The 24,409-nt window shown below is 73.1% G+C and carries 20 protein-coding genes and 1 riboswitch; of the genes, 7 read left to right on the top strand and 13 right to left on the bottom strand.

Going from position 1 to position 24,409, the window contains the following annotated elements:
* Window positions 1-148 precede the first annotated feature (148 nt).
* Complete coding sequence (locus tag NOCJ54_RS0100550) at window positions 149-817, bottom strand: hypothetical protein (protein ID WP_157514748.1); 669 nt, start codon at window positions 815-817, stop codon at window positions 149-151.
* A 96-nt stretch (window positions 818-913) separates the two neighbouring features.
* On the opposite strand from NOCJ54_RS0100550, the gene NOCJ54_RS0100545 reads away from it, so the two are divergent.
* Entirely contained in the window at window positions 914-1,900 is a 987-nt protein-coding gene (locus NOCJ54_RS0100545; RefSeq protein WP_028653885.1) for a malate dehydrogenase, read from the top strand.
* 197 nt (window positions 1,901-2,097) lie between these two features.
* Here the strand turns inward: NOCJ54_RS0100545 and NOCJ54_RS29270 are convergent, their stop codons facing one another.
* From NOCJ54_RS29270 to NOCJ54_RS23140, 5 genes are all read right to left on the bottom strand, one after another.
* Window positions 2,098-2,406 (bottom strand): DUF3017 domain-containing protein, encoded by a 309-nt coding sequence (locus NOCJ54_RS29270; RefSeq protein WP_186449650.1) that lies wholly within the window; start codon window positions 2,404-2,406, stop codon window positions 2,098-2,100.
* Between the two features lie 194 nt (window positions 2,407-2,600).
* Window positions 2,601-3,470 carry a bifunctional methylenetetrahydrofolate dehydrogenase/methenyltetrahydrofolate cyclohydrolase gene (locus NOCJ54_RS0100535; protein WP_028653884.1) on the bottom strand — a complete coding sequence of 290 codons (870 nt, stop codon included), beginning with the start codon at window positions 3,468-3,470 and terminating at the stop codon, window positions 2,601-2,603.
* A gap of 108 nt (window positions 3,471-3,578) precedes the next feature.
* Window positions 3,579-5,168 carry a bifunctional phosphoribosylaminoimidazolecarboxamide formyltransferase/IMP cyclohydrolase gene (gene purH / locus NOCJ54_RS0100530; RefSeq protein ID WP_036516315.1) on the bottom strand — a complete coding sequence of 530 codons (1,590 nt, stop codon included), beginning with the start codon at window positions 5,166-5,168 and terminating at the stop codon, window positions 3,579-3,581.
* Between the two features lie 42 nt (window positions 5,169-5,210).
* Window positions 5,211-5,286: riboswitch (ZMP/ZTP riboswitch) on the bottom strand.
* 12 nt (window positions 5,287-5,298) lie between these two features.
* Window positions 5,299-5,913, bottom strand: a complete 615-nt coding sequence (gene purN / locus NOCJ54_RS0100525; protein ID WP_028653882.1) for a phosphoribosylglycinamide formyltransferase — start codon at window positions 5,911-5,913, stop codon at window positions 5,299-5,301.
* A 235-nt stretch (window positions 5,914-6,148) separates the two neighbouring features.
* Window positions 6,149-7,468 (bottom strand): cell division protein PerM, encoded by a 1,320-nt coding sequence (locus NOCJ54_RS23140; protein ID WP_051485315.1) that lies wholly within the window; start codon window positions 7,466-7,468, stop codon window positions 6,149-6,151.
* Window positions 7,469-7,641: 173 nt separating this feature from the next.
* On the opposite strand from NOCJ54_RS23140, the gene NOCJ54_RS0100515 reads away from it, so the two are divergent.
* The 4 genes from NOCJ54_RS0100515 to NOCJ54_RS0100500 all read left to right on the top strand — a co-directional run bounded on the left by NOCJ54_RS0100515 (window position 7,642) and on the right by NOCJ54_RS0100500 (window position 12,648).
* Window positions 7,642-9,582 carry a hypothetical protein gene (locus tag NOCJ54_RS0100515; protein WP_028653881.1) on the top strand — a complete coding sequence of 647 codons (1,941 nt, stop codon included), beginning with the start codon at window positions 7,642-7,644 and terminating at the stop codon, window positions 9,580-9,582.
* 105 nt (window positions 9,583-9,687) lie between these two features.
* The gene (locus NOCJ54_RS0100510; RefSeq protein WP_028653880.1) at window positions 9,688-10,197 is read left to right on the top strand and encodes an RNA polymerase sigma factor; all 510 of its coding nucleotides are present in this window, start codon (window positions 9,688-9,690) and stop codon (window positions 10,195-10,197) included.
* The gene (locus tag NOCJ54_RS0100505) at window positions 10,190-11,713 is read left to right on the top strand and encodes a hypothetical protein (protein WP_028653879.1); all 1,524 of its coding nucleotides are present in this window, start codon (window positions 10,190-10,192) and stop codon (window positions 11,711-11,713) included. Before NOCJ54_RS0100510 ends, NOCJ54_RS0100505 begins: the two co-directional genes overlap by 8 nt.
* Before the next feature lie 197 nt (window positions 11,714-11,910).
* Window positions 11,911-12,648: a hypothetical protein gene (locus NOCJ54_RS0100500; protein ID WP_028653878.1), complete on the top strand. Its 738-nt coding sequence runs from the start codon at window positions 11,911-11,913 to the stop codon at window positions 12,646-12,648.
* Window positions 12,649-12,738: 90 nt separating this feature from the next.
* Here the strand turns inward: NOCJ54_RS0100500 and sucD are convergent, their stop codons facing one another.
* Both sucD and sucC read right to left on the bottom strand, forming a co-directional pair.
* Entirely contained in the window at window positions 12,739-13,635 is an 897-nt protein-coding gene (gene sucD / locus NOCJ54_RS0100495) for a succinate--CoA ligase subunit alpha (RefSeq protein ID WP_028653877.1), read from the bottom strand.
* 19 nt (window positions 13,636-13,654) lie between these two features.
* Window positions 13,655-14,824: an ADP-forming succinate--CoA ligase subunit beta gene (gene sucC / locus NOCJ54_RS0100490; RefSeq protein ID WP_028653876.1), complete on the bottom strand. Its 1,170-nt coding sequence runs from the start codon at window positions 14,822-14,824 to the stop codon at window positions 13,655-13,657.
* Window positions 14,825-15,262: 438 nt separating this feature from the next.
* Between sucC and NOCJ54_RS27885 the strand changes: the two genes are divergently transcribed.
* The gene (locus NOCJ54_RS27885; RefSeq protein WP_051485313.1) at window positions 15,263-16,462 is read left to right on the top strand and encodes a M23 family metallopeptidase; all 1,200 of its coding nucleotides are present in this window, start codon (window positions 15,263-15,265) and stop codon (window positions 16,460-16,462) included.
* Window positions 16,463-16,746: 284 nt separating this feature from the next.
* On the opposite strand, the gene pcrA is transcribed toward NOCJ54_RS27885, so the two are convergent.
* Window positions 16,747-19,209, bottom strand: a complete 2,463-nt coding sequence (pcrA, locus tag NOCJ54_RS0100480; RefSeq protein ID WP_028653875.1) for a DNA helicase PcrA — start codon at window positions 19,207-19,209, stop codon at window positions 16,747-16,749.
* A 386-nt stretch (window positions 19,210-19,595) separates the two neighbouring features.
* Between pcrA and NOCJ54_RS0100475 the strand changes: the two genes are divergently transcribed.
* Window positions 19,596-20,669 carry a type IV toxin-antitoxin system AbiEi family antitoxin domain-containing protein gene (locus tag NOCJ54_RS0100475; RefSeq protein WP_028653874.1) on the top strand — a complete coding sequence of 358 codons (1,074 nt, stop codon included), beginning with the start codon at window positions 19,596-19,598 and terminating at the stop codon, window positions 20,667-20,669.
* 351 nt (window positions 20,670-21,020) lie between these two features.
* Here the strand turns inward: NOCJ54_RS0100475 and NOCJ54_RS0100470 are convergent, their stop codons facing one another.
* The 4 genes from NOCJ54_RS0100470 to NOCJ54_RS23130 are packed head-to-tail and all read right to left on the bottom strand — an operon-like array spanning window position 21,021 to window position 24,312.
* Entirely contained in the window at window positions 21,021-21,380 is a 360-nt protein-coding gene (locus NOCJ54_RS0100470) for a hypothetical protein (RefSeq protein ID WP_028653873.1), read from the bottom strand.
* Between the two features lie 31 nt (window positions 21,381-21,411).
* Window positions 21,412-22,332 (bottom strand): M15 family metallopeptidase, encoded by a 921-nt coding sequence (locus NOCJ54_RS0100465; protein WP_198020042.1) that lies wholly within the window; start codon window positions 22,330-22,332, stop codon window positions 21,412-21,414.
* Entirely contained in the window at window positions 22,329-22,988 is a 660-nt protein-coding gene (locus NOCJ54_RS0100460) for a LuxR C-terminal-related transcriptional regulator (protein WP_028653871.1), read from the bottom strand. Before NOCJ54_RS0100460 ends, NOCJ54_RS0100465 begins: the two co-directional genes overlap by 4 nt.
* The gene (locus tag NOCJ54_RS23130; RefSeq protein WP_051485354.1) at window positions 22,981-24,312 is read right to left on the bottom strand and encodes an ATP-binding protein; all 1,332 of its coding nucleotides are present in this window, start codon (window positions 24,310-24,312) and stop codon (window positions 22,981-22,983) included. The genes NOCJ54_RS0100460 and NOCJ54_RS23130 overlap by 8 nt, the downstream gene beginning before the upstream one ends.
* Between the last annotated feature and the right edge of the window lie 97 nt (window positions 24,313-24,409).

Here is a 24,409-nt window from a genome sequence, read left to right as displayed (position 1 = left end):
CGTTCTCCCTGCCGCGCCCGCCGCGGCAGGGGCTGTCCGGGGCCGGTTCCGGGCCGGACTTGTCGACGTCTTCTTGCGCTTGTTGGCCGTTGCAAGCGTCGACAAGCGCGGGAATCCCCGCCCAGGCGGGGATTCCTGCAGACGGTTCCTACTCCGGCCGAGTGAGGTCGACCAGCGCGGTCTCGCCGACCAGCACCAGGCCGACGCCGCGGGCGTAGACCTCGCGCCGCGGCAGCCCGGCTGCGTCACGGACCTCGAGCTCGACGGTGTCGTCGAACTCCCCCTGCGGTACGACGGCGCCCCCGTCGAGGCGCTCCACGGTCGCGACCTCGTCGCCGCTGGTCGAGCGGCCGGTCACGAAGCCGTCGCCGCGCCGCGGGTCGGCCGGCATGGCCAGGCCCGCCTCGGCACCGTCGACACCGGCGGTCCACTCCCCCTCGCGGCCGAACCACCACACGTTGCCGGCGGTGTCCTGCGCGTAGTGGTCGCGGACCACCGTGCCGTCGGCGGAGGTGCGGACGAGGTCGGTGGTCGCGACGCCCGCGACGTCCGGCCCGGCAGCGACCTCGACGACCAGGGTCTCGGTCGTGGCTCGCGGGACGTCGTACTCCCACCGCGTGCCGGGCAGCAGCGGGAACCACGGGTTGTCGACGACCTCCACGAAGTCGTCGGCGTCAGGGTCGGGGGTCGGGACGACGAGCAGGTCCACGCCCGACGGGGGGCTCGGCGGGGAGCCGGAGCCGCAGCCGGCGAGGGTCGTCGTCGTGGCCAGCAGGGCCGCCAGCGCCGCCGTGGCGAGGGGGGCCCGGGTTCGCATGCGGCCCATGGTCTCGCACGCGTGGCTACGCCCCCGCGACGGGCCATCCGCTGCTAGCGTCACGGAGACAGCCCAGACCCCTGAGGAGAGTGTCCTGTGAGCACCACCCCGCTCAAGGTGGCCGTGACCGGCGCCGCCGGCCAGATCGGCTACAGCCTGCTGTTCCGCATCGCCAGCGGCGCGATCGCCGGCGACCGTCCCGTCGAGCTGCGCCTGCTGGAGATCGAGCCCGCGCTCAAGGCCCTCGAGGGCGTCGTCATGGAGCTCGACGACTGCGCGTTCCCGAACCTCGCCGGCATCGAGATCGGCGCCGACCCGGAGAAGATCTTCGACGGGGTCAACCTCGCCCTCCTCGTCGGCGCGCGCCCCCGCGGCCCGGGCATGGAGCGCGGCGACCTGCTCTCCGCCAACGGCGCGATCTTCACCGCCCAGGGCAAGGCGCTCAACAAGGTCGCCGCCGACGACGTGCGCATCGGCGTCACCGGCAACCCGGCCAACACCAACGCGCTGATCGCGGCGAGCAACGCGCCCGACATCCCCAAGGAGCGGTTCTCGGCGCTGACCCGCCTCGACCACAACCGGGCGATCTCGCAGCTCGCGGCGAAGACCGGCGCGAAGGTCACCGACATCAAGAAGATGACGATCTGGGGCAACCACTCGGCGACGCAGTACCCCGACATCTTCCACGCCGAGATCAGCGGCCGGAACGCCGCCGAGGTCGTCGACGACCAGGCGTGGATCGCCGACACCTTCATCCCGACCGTCGCCAAGCGCGGCGCCGCGATCATCGACGCCCGTGGCGCCTCGTCGGCCGCGTCGGCCGCGTCCGCGACCTGCGACGCCGCCCGCGACTGGCTGCACGGCACCCCCGAGGGCGACTGGGTCTCCATGGCGGTCGTCTCCGACGGCTCCTACGGCGTCCCGGAGGGCCTGGTCTCCTCGTTCCCGGTCACCACCTCGAACGGCGAGTGGAGCATCGTCCAGGGCCTGGAGATCGACGAGTTCTCCCGCGGCAAGATCGACGCCTCCGTCGCCGAGCTGGCCGACGAGAAGGCCGCCGTCACCGAGCTGGGTCTCATCTGAGGCCCACCTGACGGGTCGTACGACGAGGGGCCGGTGCCGTCGGGCACCGGCCCCTCGTCGTACCTGGTGGCCGTTGCTGGGACTTGTTGGCTGCTGCAGCGGCCAACAAGCTCGGGAATCGCCGCCCAGGCGGTGATTCCCGGCGCCGCCCCACACCCGCCTCGCGGCGGTCCTCCTGACCGTTCCTGCTGGGCTGCTCAGACCGGCTGGTCGGGGATGCTCGCGGCGAGCACGAAGAGCGCACCGGCGATCACGACGAGGATCGCGACGTCGAGGACGCGGTGGCGGACGGCGAGCATGCCGGCGTCGCGGTCGGGCAGGACCAGGCGTCCTGCGGCCGCGGCGGTCAGCGCGCCGGCGACGATGCGGATGCCGGTGCGCCAGTCGGACGCGGCGGCCACGACGACGCCGACGATGGTCAGCGCCACGACGACGATGTAGAGGGCACCGCCGATCGTGGAGGGGTAGCGGCGCGGCGCGGGCGGCTCGGCCTCACCAGCCTCCACCTCGCCAGGCTCCACCTCGCCCGCCTCGACCTCACCGGCCTGGCCCGCGGGTCCGGGCTGGTCGGCGCCGGCCCCGTCAGCACTGGTCCCGTCGGCACCGGCCCCGTCACCACCGGCCTCCTCGGGCGCGGTGGTGTCCGTGGCGTCGGGCGGGCTGCCCTCCCCGGGCTCCTCCGCGACGTGCGGCTCCTCGTTCAGTGCGCTGCCTTCCCGCCCTCGGCCTGCGTCTCGGCCATCGCGACCACGTTCGCCAGCAGCATGGCGCGGGTCATGGGGCCGACGCCACCCGGGTTGGGCGAGACCCACCCCGCGGTCTCCCAGACGTCGGCGGCGACGTCGCCGGCGATCTTGCCGTCGACGCGGCTCACGCCCACGTCGAGGACGGCCGCGCCGGGCTTGACCATGTCGCCGGTGATGATGTCGGGCACGCCCGCGGCGGCGACCACGATATCGGCCTTGCGCACGTGCGCGGCGAGGTCGACGGTGCCGGTGTGGCACAGGGTCACGGTGGCGTTCTCGCTGCGGCGGGTGAGCAGCAGGCCGAGCGGGCGGCCGACGGTGACGCCGCGGCCGACCACGACCACCTCGGCGCCCGCGATCGGGACGTCGTGGCGGCGCAGCAGCTCGACGATGCCGTACGGCGTGCACGGCAGCGGCGCCTCGTTGCCGAGCACCAGCCAGCCCAGGTTGGTCGGGTGGAGGCCGTCGGCGTCCTTGGCGGGGTCGATCAGGCCGAGCACGCGGTTCTCGTCGCGCCCGCGCGGCAGCGGCAGCTGGACGATGTAGCCGGTGCACGCCGGGTCGGCGTTGAGCGTGGCGACCGCCTCCTCGATCTCCTCCTGGGTGGCGACCTCGGGGAGGTCGACGCGGATGGAGGCGATCCCGACCTCGGCGCAGTCCTTGTGCTTGCCGTTGACGTACCAGCGCGAGCCGGGGTCGTCGCCGACCAGCACGGTGCCGAGCCCGGGGGTGATGCCCTGCTCGTGCAGCCGCTCGATGCGGACGCGCAGCTCGTCCTTGATGGCGGCAGCGGTCGCGTTGCCGTCGAGCTTCTGTGCAGTCACGTCGTTGATCCTTCCAGATCGGTCAGGTCGGGGTCAGGTCGGAGCAGGACGCGCCCGTGCCGCCGGACCGGCCGGACGTGACGGGCGACATGGCTCGCTCGGTCCGGCTCAGTGGAAGAAGTGGCGGGTGCCGGTGAAGTACATCGTCACCCCGGCCGCGGCGCAGGCTGCGATGGTCTCCTCGTCGCGCACCGAGCCGCCCGGCTGCACGATCGCCTTCACGCCGGCGTCGATGAGGATCTGCGGGCCGTCGGCGAACGGGAAGAACGCGTCGGAGGCGGCCACCGCACCGCGGGCACGCTCCTGGCCCTCGACGAGGGTGTTGGCGCGCTCGACGGCGAGCTTGCAGGAGTCGACACGGTTGACCTGGCCCATGCCGATGCCGACGGCGCCGCCGTCCTTCGCCAGCAGGATGGCGTTGGACTTCGCGGCCCGGACCGCACGCCAGGCGAAGGCGAGGTCGGCGAGGGTCTGCTCGTCGGCCGCGTCGCCGGTGGCCAGCGTCCAGCCGGCCGGGTCGTCGCCCTCGGCCTGGAACTGGTCGACGTGCTGCACGAGCAGGCCACCGCTGATCGGGCGGGTCTCGACACCACCGGCGGTCAGCGGCTCGGCCACGAGGATCCGGATGTTCTTCTTGCCCTGGAGGACCTCGACCGCGCCCTCGTCGTACCCCGGCGCCACGATGACCTCGGTGAAGATCTCGGCGACCTGGCGCGCCATCTCGACCGAGACGGGCACGTTGGTGGCGATGACGCCACCGAACGCGGAGACCGGGTCGCACTCGTGCGCACGGCGGTGGGCCTCGGCGACGTCGGCGCCGACCGCGATGCCGCACGGGTTGGCGTGCTTGATGATCGCGACGGTCGGCTGGTCGCCGTGGTCGTACGCCGCGCGGCGGGCCGCGTCGGTGTCGACGTAGTTGTTGTAGGACATCTCCTTGCCGTGCAGCTGCTCGGCGGCGGCCAGGCCGCCGTTGCCGGCGCCGGCGGTGTAGAGGGCCGCCGGCTGGTGCGGGTTCTCGCCGTAGCGCAGCGTGGCGGACTTGTCGTAGGTGCCGCCGATCCACGCCGGGAAGCCGGTGCCCTCGGAGGTGTCGGTCAGCACGCTGCCCATCCAGGAGGCGACCTGGACGTCGTACGTCGCGGTGTGCACGAACGCCTTGGCGGCGAGCTCCTTGCGCTCGGCGTAGGTGAAGCCGCCGTTGCGGGCGGCGTCGAGGGCGCGGGCGTAGTCGGCACCGTCGGTGACGATCGCGACGGAGGGGTGGTTCTTCGCCGCGGCCCGGACCATGGAGGGGCCACCGATGTCGATCTTCTCGATGCAGTCGTCCACGCCGGCGCCGGAGGCGACCGTGGCGGCGAACGGGTAGAGGTTGACGACGACCAGGTCGAAGGGCGCGACGTCGAGCTGCTCGAGCTGGGAGACGTGCTCGGGCAGGCGGCGGTCGGCGAGGATGCCGGCGTGCACGCGCGGGTGCAGCGTCTTCACGCGGCCATCGAGGCACTCGGGGAACCCGGTCAGGTCCTCGACCTTCGTGACCGGCAGGCCGAGGGACTCGATGAGGGCGGCGGAGCCGCCGGTGGAGACCAGCTCGACGCCGGCGGCGGCCAGGCCCGTCACGAGCTCGTCGAGGCCGGTCTTGTCGAAGACGGAGACCAGCGCGCGCTTGATCTCGATCCGGTCGGGCGTGGCAGACATCGAGGGGCTCCTCAGGGTGGACTCATCGGTCGGTGATCTCGATGAGGGCACCCAGGCGATCGATGCCGACTCGTCACTCCCTGGTGGTGACCCACCTGCGCCAGTCGTGTGCCGCCGATTCTACGGCCGCTCAGCCGCCGAGGCGAACCCGACGGCCGTCGACGGTGAAGCCCTCCCGGGCCATCCGCCCGACCGAGTCGACGAGCATGGCCCGCTCGGCCACCTTGATCCGCTCGTGCAGCGACTCCACGGTGTCGTCGTCCTCGACCGGGACGACGGCCTGGGCCACGATCGCGCCGGTGTCGACCCCGGCGTCGACGACGAACAGGGTGGCGCCGGTGACCTTGACGCCGTACTCCAGCGCGTCGCGGGGGCCGTGCATGCCCGGGAACGACGGCGACAGCGCCGGGTGGGTGTTGACGGTGCGCCCGCCGAACGCGTCGAGGAAGGACTCCCCCACGAGCTTCATGAACCCGGCGAGCACGACCAGGTCGGGCTCGTGCGCGGCGACCTCGGCGGCGAGGGCACGGTCCCAGTCCTCGCGGGTCGGGTGGTCCTTCACCTTCGTGACGAAGGTCGGTACGCCGGCACGCTCGGCACGACGCAGCCCCTCGATGTCGTCGCGGTCCGCGCCGACGGCGACCACGCGGGCGCCGTACGCCGGGTCGGCACTGGCGTCGAGGATCGCCTGGAGGTTGGTGCCGGAGCCCGACACGAGGACGACGAGGCGGGCGGGTGCGGGCACGGGCGGAAGTCTAGGACGGGCGGGCCGGGCCACCACCGACGGCCGCACCTCCTGACCGTCCCTGCTGCTTCCTGGCCGTTGCAACGGTCAGGAAGTGTGGGAATCACCTCTGAGGAGGCGATTCCCGAGCCGCCGCGCCGAGCCCCGGTCCCACTTGGTGGCCGTTACTCGGACTTGTTGGCCGCTGCAGCAGTCAACAAGTTCGGGAATCACCGCCCAGGCGGTGATTCCCGGCCTACCGCCGCACCCGCTCCCGCAGCACTCCGAGCCGCGTCCGCAGCCACCCGTCGCCGTCCCGCTGCCACCAGCACACCAGGACGGCGCCGGCGAGGCCGCCGATGCCGAAGGAGGTGATGGCGTGGAGCAGGACCTCGAAGGTGTAGGGGCCGACGTGGGCCATCCGGCCGGGGCCGACGGCTCCGCCGGCGAGGGCGGTGAGGACGGCGAGGCCGACGCCGGCGAGGATGCCGCCGGCGCAACCGCGGATGGCGGCCTGGTCCCACCCGAGGACGGGGCGGTCGCGCTGGACCTTCGCGGCGACGAGTGCGGCGAGCAGGACCGGGGTGAGCATGAGCCACTCGGTCCACCACGGCTGCACGCCCTGGTCGGGCAGGGCGGCGAGCAGGGGGAACATCGGCAGCGGGCCGAGCACGACGGCGCTGGTGGACACGGTGGTGCCGGTGCCGACGGTGAACCCGGGGCCGAGCAGGTAGGAGCTGGAGAAGAGCACCGCGTTCGGCAGCACCAGCAGCGTGACGACGAGCATGAGCGTCACGGCGCCGGCGTCGGCGTGCAGCTGGGACACGACGTTGGCGGCCGTGGAGAAGTCGAGGACGAAGGCGGCCGCGAGCGCCAGCAGGCTGATCGCCACCCACAGCCCGAGGATCCGGCGGGCCACGAGCGCGGCGTCGCGGACGGCGGCGGGGACGAGCGGCAGCCAGATCGCGGCGCGCCCGGAGCCGAACGCGACGGCGGCGCCGCCCACCAGCCCGGCGAGCACGACCGACCACAGCACGACGGGCGCCTGGGCCGGGGAGGACGCGGGCGTGGCGGCGACCGCGCCGGTGACGACCGCGACCACGGCGTACCCGAGCGCGAACAGGCTCGCCGCGAGCGGGACGGTCCAGTCGCGGGCGCCGTCGGCGATCCGGTCGGCGTCGGGGCCGTGCCCGGAGACCGACTCTCCCACCCGGTGGCCGACCCGCCACGCCGCCCAGGCGCAGGCGAGGGTCAGGCCGAGCGGGATCGCGGTGATCCGGATGCCCTCCACGGCGACGGTCGAGCCGTGCGCGACCAGCCAGCCGTGCGCGCCGACGCGCAGCGCCCCGCTCGGGCTGCCGTCGGCGCCGGCGTCGGTGAGGAACCAGCCGACGACCGCGAGGGCCATGCACACCAGCAGCGGGCCGCCGGCGGCGACGGCACCACCGAGGGTCGCGGTGGGCACCAGCGGACGGCTGGTGGCCAGCTCGTGGCGCAGCTCGGCGTCGCTGCGGGCCGTGCCCTTGCCGTTGCGTCCGGCGGCACGGCGCACCGCGGGGTCCTGGAGCGACGTCATGGTCCGTCCATCTTCACGCCGCCACGGCGCCGGGACGGGCAGGCACGCCGACGGCACCCCGGTTCGGGACCTGATCCCCGTCACAGTGCCCCGGCGCCGGTACGACGGCTGCCAGGACTCGGTCCCGGACCCGGTCGTGAGGATTCCCGCCGACGTCGTACGGTGGTCCGGCCATGACCGAGCCGCTCGACCGCACGCCCTCACCCGAGCACGGGTACGTGATGACGGCGGACCTCGCGACCAGCTTCGACGCCTTCTACAAGGACACCCGCGACCGGCTGCTGCTGCAGACCTTCGCGCTCACCGGTGACCTGGCCGTGGCCCGGGCCGCCGTGCGGGAGGCGTTCGTCGTCGCCTGGCACCACTGGCGCAAGACGTCACGCCTCGACGACCCGGAGATGGCGGTGCGACCCAACGCGTGGCGCAAGGCGCTGCGCCGCAACAGCACGCGGCCGTTCCACCGCAAGAAGGACCTCGACGCCGAGGTGCGCTCCGTGCTCGACGCGGTGGCGGCCCTGCCCCTCCCCCAGCGCAAGGCGCTGCTGCTGACCCAGCTGGCGGCGGTCACGATGGAGGAGATGGCCCAGGAGGTCGGCCTGCCGCTCGAGGCCGCCGAGCGCGAGCTGCAGCTCGGCGCGGCGCAGTTCGCGATGCAGCTGGGCATCCCGACCTCCGCGATCCCGCTGTCGCTGAGCTCGCTGGCATCGGTCACGCGGGCCGTCGCCTGGCCGCGGGTCACGATCATCCGCCGCGCCGGCAGCGCCCGCCGCCGTGCGCACACCGTCATCGGTGCCACCGCCGCGGTGGTCGCGCTCGTGGCCGGCGGCGCCGTCGCCACCGACGCGACCGGCGTCCGACCGTCCCTGCACCGCGAGCCGCTCCCGACGCCGTCCGGTGCCCCGCCGGGGGCCGGGCCCGCCGTCACCACGCTGCCCGACACCGCGCTGCTGCCGGTCGACGCCGTCCGGGAGGTGCTCCGCGGCCGCGGCTGGCGCCAGGGCGCGACCAGCGACAACTCGACCGGGAACGGCCGGGTCCTCCCCTGCCAGGCGGACCGGTACGCCGACCCGCGCGGCACCGCCGCCTGGGTGCGCACCTTCCGCACCCCGGGCGTGAAGCCCGCCCGGGCGGTCGTGCAGTTCGCCGAGGCGTCGATGAACGAGCGCCGCGCGACCGGCACCTACCGCCGTACCCTCACCTGGCTCACGAGCTGCCCCACCCCGGAGGACGAGGACGCCACCGTGCCGCGGGTCCAGCTGGTCAGCACCGCCGACCTGCCCGGTGTCGGCGACGAGGCGTCCCTCGTCGTGCTGCGCCCGCGCGACTCCCGCCTGGTCCACGTCGTCGCGCTCGCCCGGACCGGCCTGTTCACCACGGCGACCTCGCTGACCACCCGGGTCCCCGTGGACAGGGCCGACCGTCGCGGGGTGGCCCGCCTCGTCGCCTCCGCGGTCGGGCGGCTCTGCCCGCTCGCCGACGGCGGTGGCTGCGCGCCGGCCCGGCCCAAGGTGGTCGACCGGGCGGCGTACCCCGTCGGCAAGGTCCGCTGGATGCTGTCCGAGATCGACCTGCCGCCGCTCAACACCGACCAGGGGCCGTGGGTCGGGACCCCGCCGGCGGCCCTCAAGGAGGACCGGATCGACTCCGGCGCGATCGGCTGCGCCACCGTCCACCTCTTCGGCTCCTTCCGGGACCGCAAGATCCAGGGCAACCGGTTCCGCACGTTCGTGCTGAGCGCGGCGAAGCTGCCGCCCGAGGTCGGCCTCACCGAGACCGTCGGCACCCTCCCGCCGCGGGCCGCCCGTGCGTTCGTGGCCCGGTTCCGCGAGCAGGTGGCAGCGTGCCCCGACACCGACGCCACCGCGGGCACCGAGGTCGACGAGATCGCCTCCCGCGACACGCGGACCACGTCCCTGTCGGCCTGGCACCTCAGCACCGCCCTGCCCGGCGACCGCACCGTGGAGTACGACGTCGCGGTGGTCCGCAGCGGCACCGCCCTCGCAGTCGTGGTCTACGTCGCCGCACCCCGCGCCCGGATCGCCGACGACGACTTCGTGGCCCTCGCCGAGCGCGCCCTGGACAGGTTGCGCGCGATGAAGCCCTACAGCGGGTAGAGATTTCCTCGGATCGGGTGCAACCGGCTCCCGGCAGCGGGCGTATACCCCCTGACAGCCCCCGCCGACGGGGGCCGCGCAGGACGGTCCGAGAGGAGGGTCGACGTGGAGGCCAGCGAATTCGACGAGTTCTACACCGCGTCGTTCCGCAGGGTGACCGGCCAGGTCTACGCGATGATCGGTGACCTCGAGGAGGCCACCGAGTGCACCCAGGAGGCGTTCGCCCGCGCCTGGGCACACCGTCGCAAGCTCGACCGGGCCGAGTACCCCGAAGCATGGGTACGCACCACCGCCTACCGCCTCGCGGTCAGCCGCTGGCGCCGCCGCAAGCGCGGCGAGCGCTCCCCCGACCGGGCCCTGCAGGGTGCTGGCACCGTGGCCGCGGTGGACGAGTCGCACGTCGCGCTCGTCGCGGCCCTGCGCCAGCTGCCCGAGGCCCAGCGCCAGGCGCTGGTCCTCCACCACATCGCCGACCTCCCGGTGCAGCAGGTCGCTGCCGAGGTCGGCGTTCCCGAAGGAACCATCAAGGCCCGGCTCAGCCGCGGCCGGGCAGCCCTCGCGGAGCTGCTCGCCGACGACGCCGGGCTCGCCGGAGGAGGGGTGTCCCATGCCTGAGCAGCACGACCCCATCGACGAGCTGGCCCGCTTCGGCGCCGGCTTCGGCGCCGCGAACCCTGGAGGAGACATGCCGCTCTCCGCAGCCGACGTACGGCGCCGCGGCGACCAGATCCGACGCCGTCGTACCGCCCTCGTGGCGGGCGGTGCCGCCCTCGCCGCCGCAGCCGTCAGCGTCCCCGTGTTCGCCGTCATCGGCGGCGACGCCGACCGCAACGGCGACCACGTCGCCGGTGACCCCGACGGCGGTTCGTCCGTGATCAGCGAGGCGAACCTGCTCAGCGACGCCGAGACCGTCTACAACGACGGCGCCGACTGGTTCGCGACCGACACCTTCGTCGGCGACGGCGACGACCCCTTCCAGATGTGCGCCCGGGAGAGCCTCACCGACCTCGGCGCGACGGCCGTGGTCCAGCGCGACTTCGAGCTCCGCAACGCGCAGCTCGAGGAGGGCGAGACCCCGCCCGAGGTCACCGGCGACCGGTTCCGCGAGGCGATCGCGCAGTTCCCCGACGTGGCCACCGCATCGGCCGCCTACGACACCATCGCGGAGTGGATCCGTGACTGCACCGAGGCCGCGACGGCGGCCGGCACGCCGGAGTACCGCTACAACCAGGCCTACGACGCCGACACCGGCCTCGGCGGCGACAGCGAGGCGGTCATCCTCGACTCCCAGTACGGCCCCGTGCCCGACGCGGAGCTCGACGAGGCCTACCTCGCCGAGACCGGCCTGGTCCGGGTCGGCGACCGGATCGCCGTCCTCGACTCCCGCATCGTCGGACAGGACTACGACTTCCTGCCCGAGGAGGGCGGCACGCCGGTCAACCAGATGATCCCGCCCGCCGCCTCGCTGCTGGCCACCGCCCAGGCCGACCCCGGCCAGACCGACGGTGCGGAGGGCGACGGGCAGGACGGCGACGGGCAGGACGGCGACGGCCAGGCCGCAGGCGACGTCCGGATCCCCGACGGCTATCCGCTCGCCTCCGGCTGGCCGGAGCCCGGGACCGCGGAGTCCGGCAACGGCCTCACCGGCCCGGAGCGCGGCCTCGACCCGCTGGCGTTCTCGGCCTGCGGGACCGACCAGCCGGACCTCGACCACGCCGACCGGCTGACCGCACGGTGGGAGGACGTCGAGGACTACCGGACCCGGCAGCTGACCGTCTACGCGACGGTCGCCGAGGCCACGGCGATGACCACGGCGCTGCGCGACCTCTACTCCGGGTGCCCGGTGGAGGAGGTCCGCGAGGACGGCTACACGCCGAACTGGAAGGTCGAGGACCTCGGCGCCGGCGACGGCTCGTTCGCGGTGCTCGGCTGGGACGAGCTGGACGGGTCACCGTCGACCTTCGGCGAGACCATCGTCGTGGTCCGCACCGGCACCGCCGTCCTCGTCGAGGCCCGCGCCGGCCACGGCGGGAACCCGCAGGGCCGGGAGACCGAGGTCATCGAGCAGGTCCTCACCGACGCCTCCGACGTGGTCGACGGCCTCTGCGCCTTCCGCGCCGCCGGCTGCTGACGCCCGACGACCACGACCCCACCCGCACACGGGCCGCCACCGACCAGGTGGCGGCCCGTGCTGCGTCTCCGCCGCCCCGGGGCGGCCGGAGCCAGATCTCCCGAGATTTCGGGGAGATCGTTGCAACCGGGCGGCTCCTCCCAGCGTCTTCATCTCGACGCACCACCACCGACCACCACCGAACGAAGGAGACCGCCATGCGACAGCACCGGCTCACCCTCGCCGCCGCCGTCGCGGCGGCCACCCTGCTCGGCGCCTGCGGCAGCGACCCGTCCGCCGCCGACGACCGCGCGCCCGCCACCCCCGCCGACCAGGCCGGCACGACCAGCACGCCGGCCGCGGCCGACGCACTCACCGAGGACGTGCTGCTCACCGACGACGACACCGTCTACAACGAGGGCGCGGACTGGTTCCGCACCGCCACCGGCGACGAGGACCTGGACGGCAACGGCGACCTCGCCCACCCGTGCCTCGCCGAGGGGCTCAGCGGCACCGGCGCCACCGAGGTCGTCCGCGCGGACTTCGAGCTGCGCAACACCGAGGACGACGTCGAGGTGGACGGGGACCACCTGACCCAGCTCGTCGGCCGGTACGACGACGCGGCAGCCGCCCGCGCGGCGTACGACGAGGTCGCGGCGCTGGTCAGCGAGTGCACCGACCGTCCGGAGGCGATCACCGACTTCCGGACCCTCACCAGCCGCGACGTGGCCACCGGGGACGCGGCGCAGATCATCGACGCCCACTTCGGCCCGGTGCCGGAGGGGATCGACGAGGGCGAGTCGGCCTACATCATGGAGACGGGCCTGGCCGTGGAGGGCGACCGGCTCACGATGGTCACCTCGATCATCGTCGGCCTGGACTACAACTTCCTCGAGGAGGACGGCGGCACCCCGGTGAACCAGATGCTGCCGAAGGCGGTCGACCGGCTGGGCTGAGCCCCGCCACGCGACCGGGAACCGGTCCCCGGGCATGACGAAGGCCCGCCACCGTGGGGGTGGCGGGCCTTCGGCCGTTCAGCAGGTGAGTCAGAGCGACTCGAGGATCTCCCGGGCAAGCGCCGCGGTCTCGGACGGCGTCTTGCCGACCTTGACGCCGACGGCCTCGAGGGCGTCCTTCTTGGCCTGGGCCGTGCCCGCGGAGCCCGACACGATGGCGCCGGCGTGGCCCATGGTCTTGCCCTCGGGGGCGGTGAAGCCGGCGACGTACCCGACGACCGGCTTGGTGATGTTGGCCTTGATGTAGTCCGCGGCCCGCTCCTCGGCGTCGCCGCCGATCTCGCCGATCATCACGATCACCTTGGTCTCCGGGTCCTCCTCGAAGGCCTGGAGCGCGTCGATGTGCGTGGTGCCGACGATCGGGTCGCCGCCGATGCCGATGGCGGTCGAGAAGCCGAAGTCACGCAGCTCGAACATCATCTGGTAGGTCAGCGTGCCCGACTTCGAGACGAGGCCGACCGGGCCCTTGCCCGCGATGGTGTGCGGGGTGATGCCGGCGAGCGACTCCCCCGGCGTGATGATGCCGGGGCAGTTCGGGCCGATCATGCGGGTCTTCTTGCCCTGCAGGTAGGACCACACCTCGGCGGTGTCCTGGACCGGGACGCCCTCGGTGATGACTACGATCAGCGGCATCTCGGCGTCGATGGCCTCGATCGCTGCGTCCTTGGTGAACGCCGGCGGGACGAAGAGGACCGACACGTTGGCGCCGGTCTCCTTCATGGCCTCCGCGACGGTGCCGAACACGGGGAGCTCGACGTCGTTGCCGTCGTGGTCCTTGTGGGTCACCGTGGTGCCGGCCTTGCGGGCGTTCACGCCGCCGACGATGGTGGCGCCGGAGTCGAGCATCAGGGCGGTGTGCTTGGCACCCATGCCGCCGGTGATGCCCTGGACGATGATCTTGCTGTCCTTGTTGAGGTAGATGCTCATCTGTTCTTCTCCCCCGGCCTCAGGCGTTGTTCGCCAGCTCGGCGGCCTTGTCGGCCGCGCCGTCCATGGTGTCGACCTGCGTGACGAGCGGGTGGTTCAGCTCGTCGAGGATCGCGCGGCCCTTGTCGACGGCGTTGCCGTCGAGGCGGACGACGAGCGGCTTGGTGGCCTTGTCGCCGAGCAGCTCGAGGGCGCCCTTGATGCCGTTGGCGACCTCGTCACAGGCGGTGATGCCGCCGAAGACGTTCACGAAGACGGACTTGACCTGCTCGTCGTTGAGGATGACGTCGAGGCCGTTGGCCATCACCTGCGCGTTGGCGCCGCCACCGATGTCGAGGAAGTTCGCCGGCTTCACGCCGCCGTGCTTCTCGCCGGCGTACGCGACGACGTCGAGGGTCGACATGACCAGGCCCGCGCCGTTGCCGATGATGCCGACCTGGCCGTCGAGCTTGACGTAGTTCAGGCCGAGGTCCTTGGCCTTCGCCTCGAGCGGGTCGGCCTCCTCGCGGATCTCGAAGGCCTCGTGGTCGGGGTGGCGCACCTCGGAGGCGTTCTCGTCGAGCGAGACCTTGCCGTCGAGGGCCTCCAGCGTGTCACCGGCGAGCCGGGCGAGCGGGTTGACCTCGACGAGGGTCGCGTCCTCCTCCACGAAGACCGTGTAGAGCTTCTCGATCATCGTCACGGCCTGCTCGAAGACAGCCTCCGGGAAGCCGGCCTCGGTCGCGATCTCGCGCGCCTTGGCGGCGTCGACGCCCTTGCCCGGGTCGATCGCGATCTTCTTGACGGCGTCGGGGTTGGTCTTCGCGACCTCCTCGATCTCGACACCACCCTCGACGGACGCGATGCAGAGGTACTGGCGGTTCGACCGGTCCAGCAGGAAGGAGAAGTAGTACTCCTCCTCCGGCGGGGTCGCCGGGGTGACGAGGACCCGGTTGACCGGGAGGTCCTTGATCGTCAGGTTCAGGATGTCCGTGGCGTACTGGAAGGCCTCGTCCGGCGTCTTGGCGATCTTGACACCGCCCGCCTTGCCGCGGCCACCGGCCTTGACCTGCGCCTTGATGACGGTGACGCCACCGAGCTGCTCAGCGGCGGCCTTCGCCTCCTCGGCGGTCTCGACGACCACGCCGATGGTGGTGGCCACACCGTGCTTCGCGAAGAGCTCCTTCGCTTGGTACTCCATCAGGTCCACTGATTTACGTCCTCACATCTGGGTCAGAGGTCGGTGCGCAGCCTGCCGCACCCCCCGGCACACTAGTCCTGACCCACGAGTAGGACGAGACCGGGAGCGTCGACGTGACGCGGCTCACCCGACACGCCCGGGCGCGTGCGGCAGCCGCCCGCGGGCCGCCTCCGCGCCACCGGACGGACACCTGCAGGTCAGCCGCCAGGTCGGCCACCACGCCGGCGGCCGGGCGCCCGCCCGGCCCTGCTCACGGCCCCGAAAAAGTCGTCCACAGGTCCGAACAGAGGATTTCGGGGCGGTCCCGGCATCGGTTAAGGTCGGTCGCGCATGTTTCGCCCGGCTGTCACCCGACAGCCACGTCGTGTCGGAGCCACTCGGGGCCTCGGACGAGGATGCGGGCCGAAACCGGCCTGCACAACGTCCCCCCAAGGAGTCAGCAGCTTGATGGGTAGCCACCGAGCGGACAACCGCGCGCCGCAGCCCACGGCAGCCTCCCCGTACGTCGGGAAACGAGCTGCCCGGCGCCCGGTCGACGAGTCGGCGACGCCGTCGACCTACGTCGGCAAGCGCGTGGCCCGACCGGTGGACCCCACGCCCGCGCCGGAGGCCCCCGTCGCTGCAGCGCAGGTGCCCACCCCGGCCCCGGCCAGCCCTGTGACCCGCGCCACGCCCGCTCCGGCCCCCGCTGTCGAGCCCGCCCTGGTTGCCGCCGCCCACGTCGAGACGCCTGCGGAGCCGGAGCCCGCGCCCGTCGTACCGACCGCTGCGCCGATCACGCTCCGCGGGCTCGAGAAGACCCCGACCGTCGAGCTGCCGGCACTGCGCGACATCCCGCTGCTGACCGACTCCTCGACCCAGCTGCGCGCGGTCGGCTCGCCCGGCAAGCGCCGCGCGACCAGGCACTCCGGGAGCCGCGGCCCCCTCTTCAAGGGACTGCCCAGCCTCCCCGTCGCCGTCGGCGTCGCGACCCTCGCGGTCGCAGTCGGCGGCGCCGTCGTATCTGCCGACCCGCAGCTGGCCGCCGGCGGCCACCGGGTCACCGCCGCGAACGCGATGACCGGCTCCTTCGGCACCGGCTCGATCACCGAGCGCGTCGACACCGTCAGCCGCGACTCCGACCGTGACGCCCTCGCCCAGGCGACCGGCACCGACCTCGTCGCCGAGGCCGAGCGCCACGCCGAGGAGCGCAACACCGCCCTGGGTGACCTCGCGAAGGCCGCCGAGAAGGAAGCCGCCGAGATCGCCCTCAACCGCTGGGTGCTGCCGCTCAGCGGCTACCGCCTGACGGCGACCTACGGCGAGTACGGCCTCTGGTCGAGCTACCACACCGGCCTCGACTTCGCCGCCCCCAGCGGTACCCCGCTCTACGCCGTCACCAACGCCGTGGTCACCTCGACCGGCTTCGACGGCGCCTACGGCAACAAGACCGTCCTCACCCTCGAGGACGGCACCGAGATCTGGTACTGCCACCAGTCCTCGATCGCCGCGTCCGTCGGCGACACCGTCCGCGCCGGCGAGCTCATCGGCTACGTTGGCAGCACCGGCCACGTCACCGGCCCGCACCTCCACCTCGAGGTCCGCCCCGGCGGCGGCGACCCGGTCGACCCCGACGCCGCGCTGCGCCAGCACGGCGTGACGCCCTGACGCTCTCGCTGCGGCGGCGGAGTGGGGATTCACCACCTAGGTGGTGAAACCCCCTGTTCGAGGGCCTGAATTCGTGTGCCAGGCCGTAGTTTCGTGTGCCCAGTGCCTGAGTTTCACCACCTAGGTGGTGAAACCCCACGCGCCCGCCGGACCGACCTGCGCCCCGAACCTGACCGACGAAACTCACGCTTGACCGACGAAGCTTCGTCGGTCAAGCAACAGTTTCGCCGGTCGACCGGCGAATTTCTCCACCCGACCGACGAAGCTGTCGCGCCGAGCAGGCCTTACAGCTTCTCCACCGGCGCGTAGCGCAGCAGGAGCCGCTTGACGCCGTCGGAGCCGAAGTCGATGGACGCGACGGACTTGTCGCCCTGGCCCTCGACGGACACGACGGTGCCGAGGCCGAAGGAGTCGTGGGTGACCTTGTCGCCGGGCGCGAGCACGGGGATCGGGCGCGACGGCTTGGACTTCGCGGCCGCGTCGGCACGGGCCGCGGCGGAGCTGAAGTTGCGGCGGCCGGCAGCGGTCGGTGCGACCAGCCGGTTGCCCCCGCCCGACGACCCGCCGTACGACGACCCGCCGTCGCCGTACCGGTCGCCGCCGTAGCTGGGGCGCGACCAGCGGGTCTGGTCCGCCTCGGTGCGGCGCCAGTCGACGAGGTCGACCGGCAGCTCGGCGAGGAAGCGCGAGCCGGGGTTCATCGACGGCGCTCCCCACGCGGAGCGGACCATGGCGCGGGAGACGTAGAGGCGCTGGCGGGCGCGGGTGATGCCGACGTAGGCGAGCCGGCGCTCCTCCTCCAGCTCGGTCTTGTCGCCGAGGGCGCGCGAGTGCGGGAAGACGCCGTCCTCCATGCCGGTGAGGAAGACGACCGGGAACTCCAGGCCCTTGGCGGTGTGCAGGGTCATCAGGGTGACCACGCCGGTGTCCTCGGGGGCGTCGGGGTCGTCGGGGTCCGGGGCGTCGGGGATCTGGTCGGAGTCGGCGACGAGGGCGACCCGCTCGAGGAAGTCGGCGAGCCCCGGCTCGACGGTGCCGGCGTCGACGTCGGCGGGGTCGGCCGACGGGCCGGCGACGGGGTCCTCGGCGAACTCGCGCGCCACGGCGACCAGCTCGGCGAGGTTCTCGATGCGGGTGGCGTCCTGCGGGTCGTCGGAGTCCTCGAGGCTGGCGAGGTAGCCGGAGCGGTCGAGCACGGTCTCGAGGATGACGTCGGGGCGCTCCCCCGCGGCGACCATCTGCTGCAGCTCGGTCACCATCGCGACGAAGCCGGCGATGTTGCTCTGGCTGCGGGTGGCCAGAGCAACATCGCCAGATCGCTGCAGCGCCTCCCAGAAGGTGATCCGCTCGCGGTCGGCGAAGGTGGTGACGGCGAGGACGGCACGCTCGCCGATGCCGCGCTTGGGGGTGTTGAGGATGCGGCGCAGCGAGACCTGGTCGTCGGGGTTGACCAGCATCCGCAGGTAGGCCAGCGCGTCGCGGACCTCGCGCCGCTCGTAGAAGCGCACTCCGCCGACGACCTTGTACGGCATGCCGGTGCGGATGAAGATCTCCTCGAACACCCGGGACTGGGCGTTGGTGCGGTAGAAGACCGCCACGTCGGAGGGCTTCAGCCCGCCCTCGTCGGTGAGCTTGTCGATCTCGCCGGAGACGAAGCGGGCCTCGTCGTGCTCGTCGTCAGCGACGTACCCGACGATCTTCTCCCCGTCCCCGGCGTCGGACCACAGCCGCTTGGGCTTGCGGCTCGCGTTGCGCTCGATGACCGCGTTGGCGGCGGTGAGGATGGTCTGGGTGGAGCGGTAGTTCTGCTCCAGCAGGACGGTCCGGGCGTCGGGGAAGTCCTGCTCGAAGTCCATGATGTTGCGGATGTCGGCGCCGCGGAACGCGTAGATCGACTGGTCGGCGTCACCGACGACCATCAGCTCCGCGGGCGGCACCCGGTGGGCCGGCTGCCCGTCGAGGGTGGTCGGGTCGTGCTCCTCGAGGTCCTGGCCGCACAGCTGGTGGATGAGGGCGTACTGGGCGTGGTTGGTGTCCTGGTACTCGTCGACGAGGATGTGCCGGAACCGGCGCCGGTAGGTCTCACGGATCTCCGGCTTGAGCTGGAAGAGCCGGACCGTCTCCATGATCAGGTCGTCGAAGTCGAAGGCGTTCGCCTCACGCAGCCGCCGCTGGTAGGCCTTGTAGGCCATCGCGTAGGTCTCGTCGCTGACGTTGGTCGCCTCGGCGGCGACCTCGTCGGGGTCGCGCAGCTCGTTCTTGTGGTTGCTGATCCAGTGCAGCACCGGGCCGGGCTGGAACTTGCGCGGGTCGAGGTCGAGGTCGTTGCAGACCAGGGTGATCAGCCGCTTCTGGTCCTGCGCGTCGTAGATCGAGAAGTTCGACTTCACCCGCTCGTAGCCGAGGTGCTCGACCTCCTTGCGCAGGATCCGAACGCACGCCGAGTGGAAGGTGCTCACCCACATGATCCGGGCGCGGTTGCCGACCAGCTCGCTGACCCGCTCCTTCATCTCGGCCGCGGCCTTGTTGGTGAAGGTGATGGCGAGGATCGAGCCGGGGTGCGCCTTGCGCACCGCGATCAGCCAGGCGATGCGACGGGTCAGCACCCGGGTCTTGCCCGAACCGGCGCCGGCCACCACGAGCAGCGGCGTGCCCTCGTGCTGGACGGCCTCCCGCTGGGGGTCGTTGAGGCCCTCGAGGAGCGCCTCTGCGGTGAGGGCGGGCGGCGTGCTGGCTGCGTCGATCATGCTCCCGCCAGCCTACGGCCCGGGTCCGACGACGGGGGTGGCGGGACCTACGGGCTCTGTGGTGCGGAGGCGGCCGCGCTGTAACACGTTGTTGGCGGTTGTTCGGGGCCGGTCGCGGCTGTCACACGTCGTCTGCCGACGTACCAGCCGCGAGACCGCGCGAAAGGGCTGCTGGGTGGGGCTGGAACAGACGGGGCGGGTCGCCCACAGCTGCGATCAGCGTGTTACAGCGGCGACCGACCCACGCGCCCGCGCCCGCGCCCGCCTGACCTCAACATTCCCGTGAGCGGCCGAGCCCCCTCCACACCCGACGTCACCGAGACGGCTGTCCACAGGTGCCATCGCGCCGGTTCCCGAGCAGCGGACGTCGCGACCACCGTGGGGCCATGAACGTCATGAACGCTCGGGTCCAGGCCGCGATGAGCGCGCAGTGGGGCCTGGTCACACGGCCGCAGGCGCTCGCGGCAGGAATGACTGCCGACCAGGTCGACCGCCTGGTGAGGAGCGGGCGGTGGGCGCTGGTGCGACGCGGGGTCTACGCGGAGGCTCCGTACGTCGCGAGCCTCACCAGCCACGCCGAGCAGCGGATGCTCGCCGACCGCGCCGCCAGCCTCCGGGTGCGCGACGCCCACGTCTTCAGCCACCACTCGGCGGCGTACGTGCTCGGGCTCGAGGTCCTGCGTGAGCCGGACCCCCTCACCCACCTCACTCGTCCCGGCATCGTGGGCACGCACAGACGTGCTGGCATCGCGCAGCACCTCGCGCCGTACCCGCCCGAGCAGCTCCAGCTCGTCCACGGGGTCGGTGTCCTGGGACTGGCCCGGACGGCCGTGGACATCACGCGCGAGCACGGCTACCTCCAGGGTCTGGTTGCGGCTGACTCGGCGATGCGCGTGGGTGTCAGCCGCGAGCAGCTCTGCACGGTGGCAGCGCAGATGTACTGCTGGCCGCAGTCCACCGTCGTGCGTGACGTGCTCGCCTCCGCCTCGCCCGGTGCCGACTCGGTCGGCGAGACCCTCATGCGCGACCTCGTGGCGAGCCTCGGGTTCGGCGTGCCCGAGGTCCAGTTCGGGCTGACCGCGGACGGTCGGACCGCGTGGTGCGACCTCCGGCTCGGCCGACAGGTGTTCGAGTTCGACGGCAAGGTGAAGTTCCTGAGCCCGGCGGACGGCGGATTCGCCCAGCAGCCGCCCACGGACGTGCTCTGGGCGGAGAAGGGGCGGCAGGACTTCGTGACCGGCTTCAAGCTCGGCGTGTGCCGGGTGACCTGGGCCGACGTGTGGGGCGCCGGCGTGGAGCGTGCGCGCGAGCGCCTGCGCCGCGAGTTCTTGCGCACCTGCGAGCTCTTCGGCACGGACGTGGCCGACCTCGCCCGGTTCCGTCCTCGCGGTGCCCGGCCGCGGCCGCAGGTCCGGCGGCCGGCGTATCGGCTGCTGGGCTGGGAGCGCTGGGCGGCCTGAGGTGTGACGGTCTGGCCGGTGCGCCCGGCCGGGCTCGGGCGCGTCCGCCGGCGGTCATGTAACACGTGGTCCGCGGCTCTTCCAGCCCCGAGACCGCGCGAATCCCGCGCCGGAACAGGCTGGGACAGTCGTGGGGCGGCGCGTGCAGCCGTGAATGACGTGTTGCAGCAGGCAGCTGCCGCCCACCACCGCAGACGACGTGTTGCAACAGCCGACTGGCGCCCAGATCCACGAACCACGTGTTGCAGCGCGCGGCGCGACCGCGACCCCGCCCCGCCGATGAGGACCGCGCGGGGCCGACGACGACGCCCGCGGGACACGGCCGCCGTACGCCGGCAGCGGGTTCCTCGCTCAGGCGTGGACGGACGACCAGGCGACGGCGATGCAGACCTCGGCGACGGAGAGGACCAGCAGGCCGGCCCACAGGCCGTTCGGGATCTTCTCCTTGCGCAGGTTCGCCATCACCAGGACGAGCAGCACGAGGCCGATGACCAGCTTCACCGCGATCTTGGCGTGGTTGACCTCGACGTCGTCCATGCCCTCGAGCACACCGACGAGGAGGAGGCCGGCGAGGAACGCCGTGCCGACGCCGTCGCGCATGACGCCGGTGACCTTCTTGTCACCCGGTCCGGCCTGCGCCAGCAGCCCGCCGATGAGGGCGGCGAAGCCGAGGATGTGGGCGATGAGGAGGATCAGGCGCAGGGTGTCCATGGCCGAACTCTATTGCCTGCGACGGCGCAGATCAGCGACCGGTCGCGGTGAAGTGCTGGTAGTCCTTCAGCGAGCTCCACGCGCCGCCCCACGACCAGCCGATCCGCGCGAACTCGCGCACGACGAGGTCGCCGTCGTGGATGATGCCCGGCTGGGTGCGGGTGCGGTCGAGGTACGCCGAGGCCCGCTCGGGCAGCACGAGGTCGCCCTTGCTGTAGGGGTTCAGGAACGGGTTCACGTCGATCGCGAGGCCGTAGGCGTGCGCCGACCACGAGGTCGCGCCGCGGGTGGCGCGGCAGACCAGGGCGGCGGTGTTGTTGCCGTCGCCGGTCGGCGGGGCCTCGAGGTCCGCGGTGGTCGGCAGCCGCATCTCCTCGATCGGGAAGTCGGCCTCGAAGAGCGTGCGGAACACCGACACCACGGCCTGCGCCTCGCTGGCGGCGAGAACGAGCTCACCGGTGTGCGGCAGGCCGTCGAAACCGCGGAAGGACACGGTGACGTAGGCGAGGTCGGCGAGGCCGACCGGGCACGACGGCGACCAGGTGTCCCCCATCCGCTGCCGGACCTCGTCGGTGACCGGCCCGATCGTCGAGCGGAAGCGGCCGTCGGCCGGGGGCGGCAGCAGGTCGGTCGTCGGGAACCGGCGCACCCGCAGCTCCTTCGGCGTCGGCCGGATCTCGCCGAAGCCGTCCGGGGTGCGCGGCAGGACGTGCACGCCGAGCTCCCAGTCGGAGTACGACGGCTCGTCGGCCGGCTCGCCGGTCGACGGGCCCGATGAGCCCGGGGACGCCGAGGTCGGGTCGTCCGCCGACCCGCCGGACGGCGTACCCGACGACGCGCCCCCGCCCGGGACGTCGTCGACGTCGTCGTCGGCGCACCCGGCAGCCAGCGTCGCGACCGCCACCAGCGCCGCGACGAGCGCGCCCGCCCGCCGCCCGGCCGCGCGCCTCACAGGAGGCGTCGGTCCGAGGCCCAGCGGGTCAGCTCGTGGCGCGAGGACAGCTGCAGCTTGCGCAGGACCGAGGACATGTGGGTCTCGACGGTCTTGATCGAGATGAACAGCTCCTTGGCGACCTCCTTGTAGGAGTAGCCGCGGGCGATCAGCCGCATCACCTCGCGCTCGCGCTCGGTCAGCCGGTCGAGGTCCTCGTCCACGCTGGCGAGGTCGGCCGAGAGCCCGGCGCCGGCGAAGGCGTCGAGCACGAAGCCGGCGAGCCGCGGCGAGAACACCGCGTCGCCATCGGCCACACGCCCGATCGCGTCGACGAGCTCGGGGCCGGTGATGGTCTTGGTGACGTAGCCGCGCGCCCCGCCACGGATGGTGCCGATGACGTCCTCGGCAGCGTCGGAGACCGAGAGCGCGAGGAAGCGCACGTCCGGGTCGTTGACGCGGCGGATCACCTCGACCCCACCGCCGCCCGGCAGGTGCACGTCCAGGAGTACGACGGCGGGCCGGTGCTGCGTCACCGCGGCCACCGCCTCGTCGACGTCGGCGGCCTCGGCCACGACCTCCACGCGACCCGCGCCGGTGGCGGCCAGCTCGGCGCTCACCCCGCGGCGGAACATGGCGTGGTCGTCGACGACGACCACGCGCACCGGCTCACTCATCCTTCTCCTTCACCTTGCGGTCGTGCTCGGCGTGGTCCAGGTGCAGCCGTACCTCGGTGCCCTCGCCGGGGGCGGAGCGGACCTCGGCCCGGCCGCCGTGTCGTTCCATGCGGTCGATGATGCTGCGTCGCACGCCCAGCCGGTCCTCGGGGGTGGTCGACGGGTCGAAGCCGGCGCCGCGGTCGCGGACGAACACGTCGATCCCGCCCGGCGTGATCTCGGCGTAGACGTCGACGCGCGGGACGCCGGCGTGCTTGGCGGCGTTGGTGGTCGCCTCCCGGGCGGCCATCACGATCGGCCGGGTGTGCTCGTCGTGGTCGCAGTCGCCGACGGCGACGACGTCGACGGTGATGCCGTAGGCGTCCTCGATCTCGGCGGCGGCGGAGCGCAGCGCGCTGGCGACGGTCGCCTCGTCCATCGACTCCCCGGAGTAGAGCCACGCCCGCAGGTCCCGCTCCTGGGCGCGGGCGAGGCGCGCGGCGTCGGCGGGGTTCTTCTGGATCAGCGCGAGCGTCTGGAGCACCGAGTCGTGCAGGTGCGCCGCGACGTCGGCGCGCTCCTGGGTGCGCACGCGCTCCTCCCGCTCGGCGCTGAGCTCGGTCATCAACCGGTACACGAAGGGGGCCACCACGATCGCGATGCCACCGACGGCCAGCACGACGGCGAGGGTGGCGTCGCGGGCGGCGGTCACCGACCCGTCGCGCAGCACGAACCACAGCAGCGCGACGACGACCAGGCCGACGCCCGCCGCGATCCGGCCCCAGGCCGCCCAGCCGCCGCCACCGACGACGACCCGGACCGGGTCGACCTTGCCGGTCGCGTCCAGCCACCGCTCGCGCTGGGCCTCGTCGGCCTGGCGCCACAGCAGGGCGATGCCGGCGATGGCGATGGCCAGCGGCCAGATCCACCAGCCGGTGCCGAGGACGGCGCCGGTCGCGAAGACGACCCCCACGCCGAGCGCGGACAGCGCGACGACCGGGCCGACGTCCGCCAGCCGGCGGGTGCGGCCCGGCCGGCGACCGTCGCGGCTGGCGCTCTCCAGCCCGGGGGCGAGCACCTCCGGCGGCGGTCCGGCGGGCAGCAGCGCCCACAGGGCGGCGTACACGGGCACGCCCATGCCGCCGGCGAAGGTGGCCACCACGAACGCCACCCGGACCCACATCACCGGCACCGCCAGGTGCGCGGCCAGGCCGGCGGCGACGCCACCGAGGACCGGGTCGCGCAGGTCGCGCCAGGCGCGGCGGACCTCCCGGCCTGCCGGGGCAGCCGGGGCAGCCGCGGGCGCGGCGGGGCCCGTGGTGGCGGAGGACGCAGTGCTCGTCATGGTGCCTCCATCGTCACACAGCGCGCCGTGTGCGAGCAGGGGGAACGACCCTGACCCGACCCTGATCCGCACCTCCGACGGGTGCGGCAGGATCAGG

Origin of the sequence: Nocardioides sp. J54 (assembly GCF_000519005.1) — a bacterium.
In the GTDB taxonomy this organism is placed as follows: Bacteria; Actinomycetota; Actinomycetes; order Propionibacteriales; family Nocardioidaceae; genus Nocardioides.
Note: the sequence above shows the minus strand (reverse complement) of the source record. Positions and strands in the feature narration are given on the sequence as shown.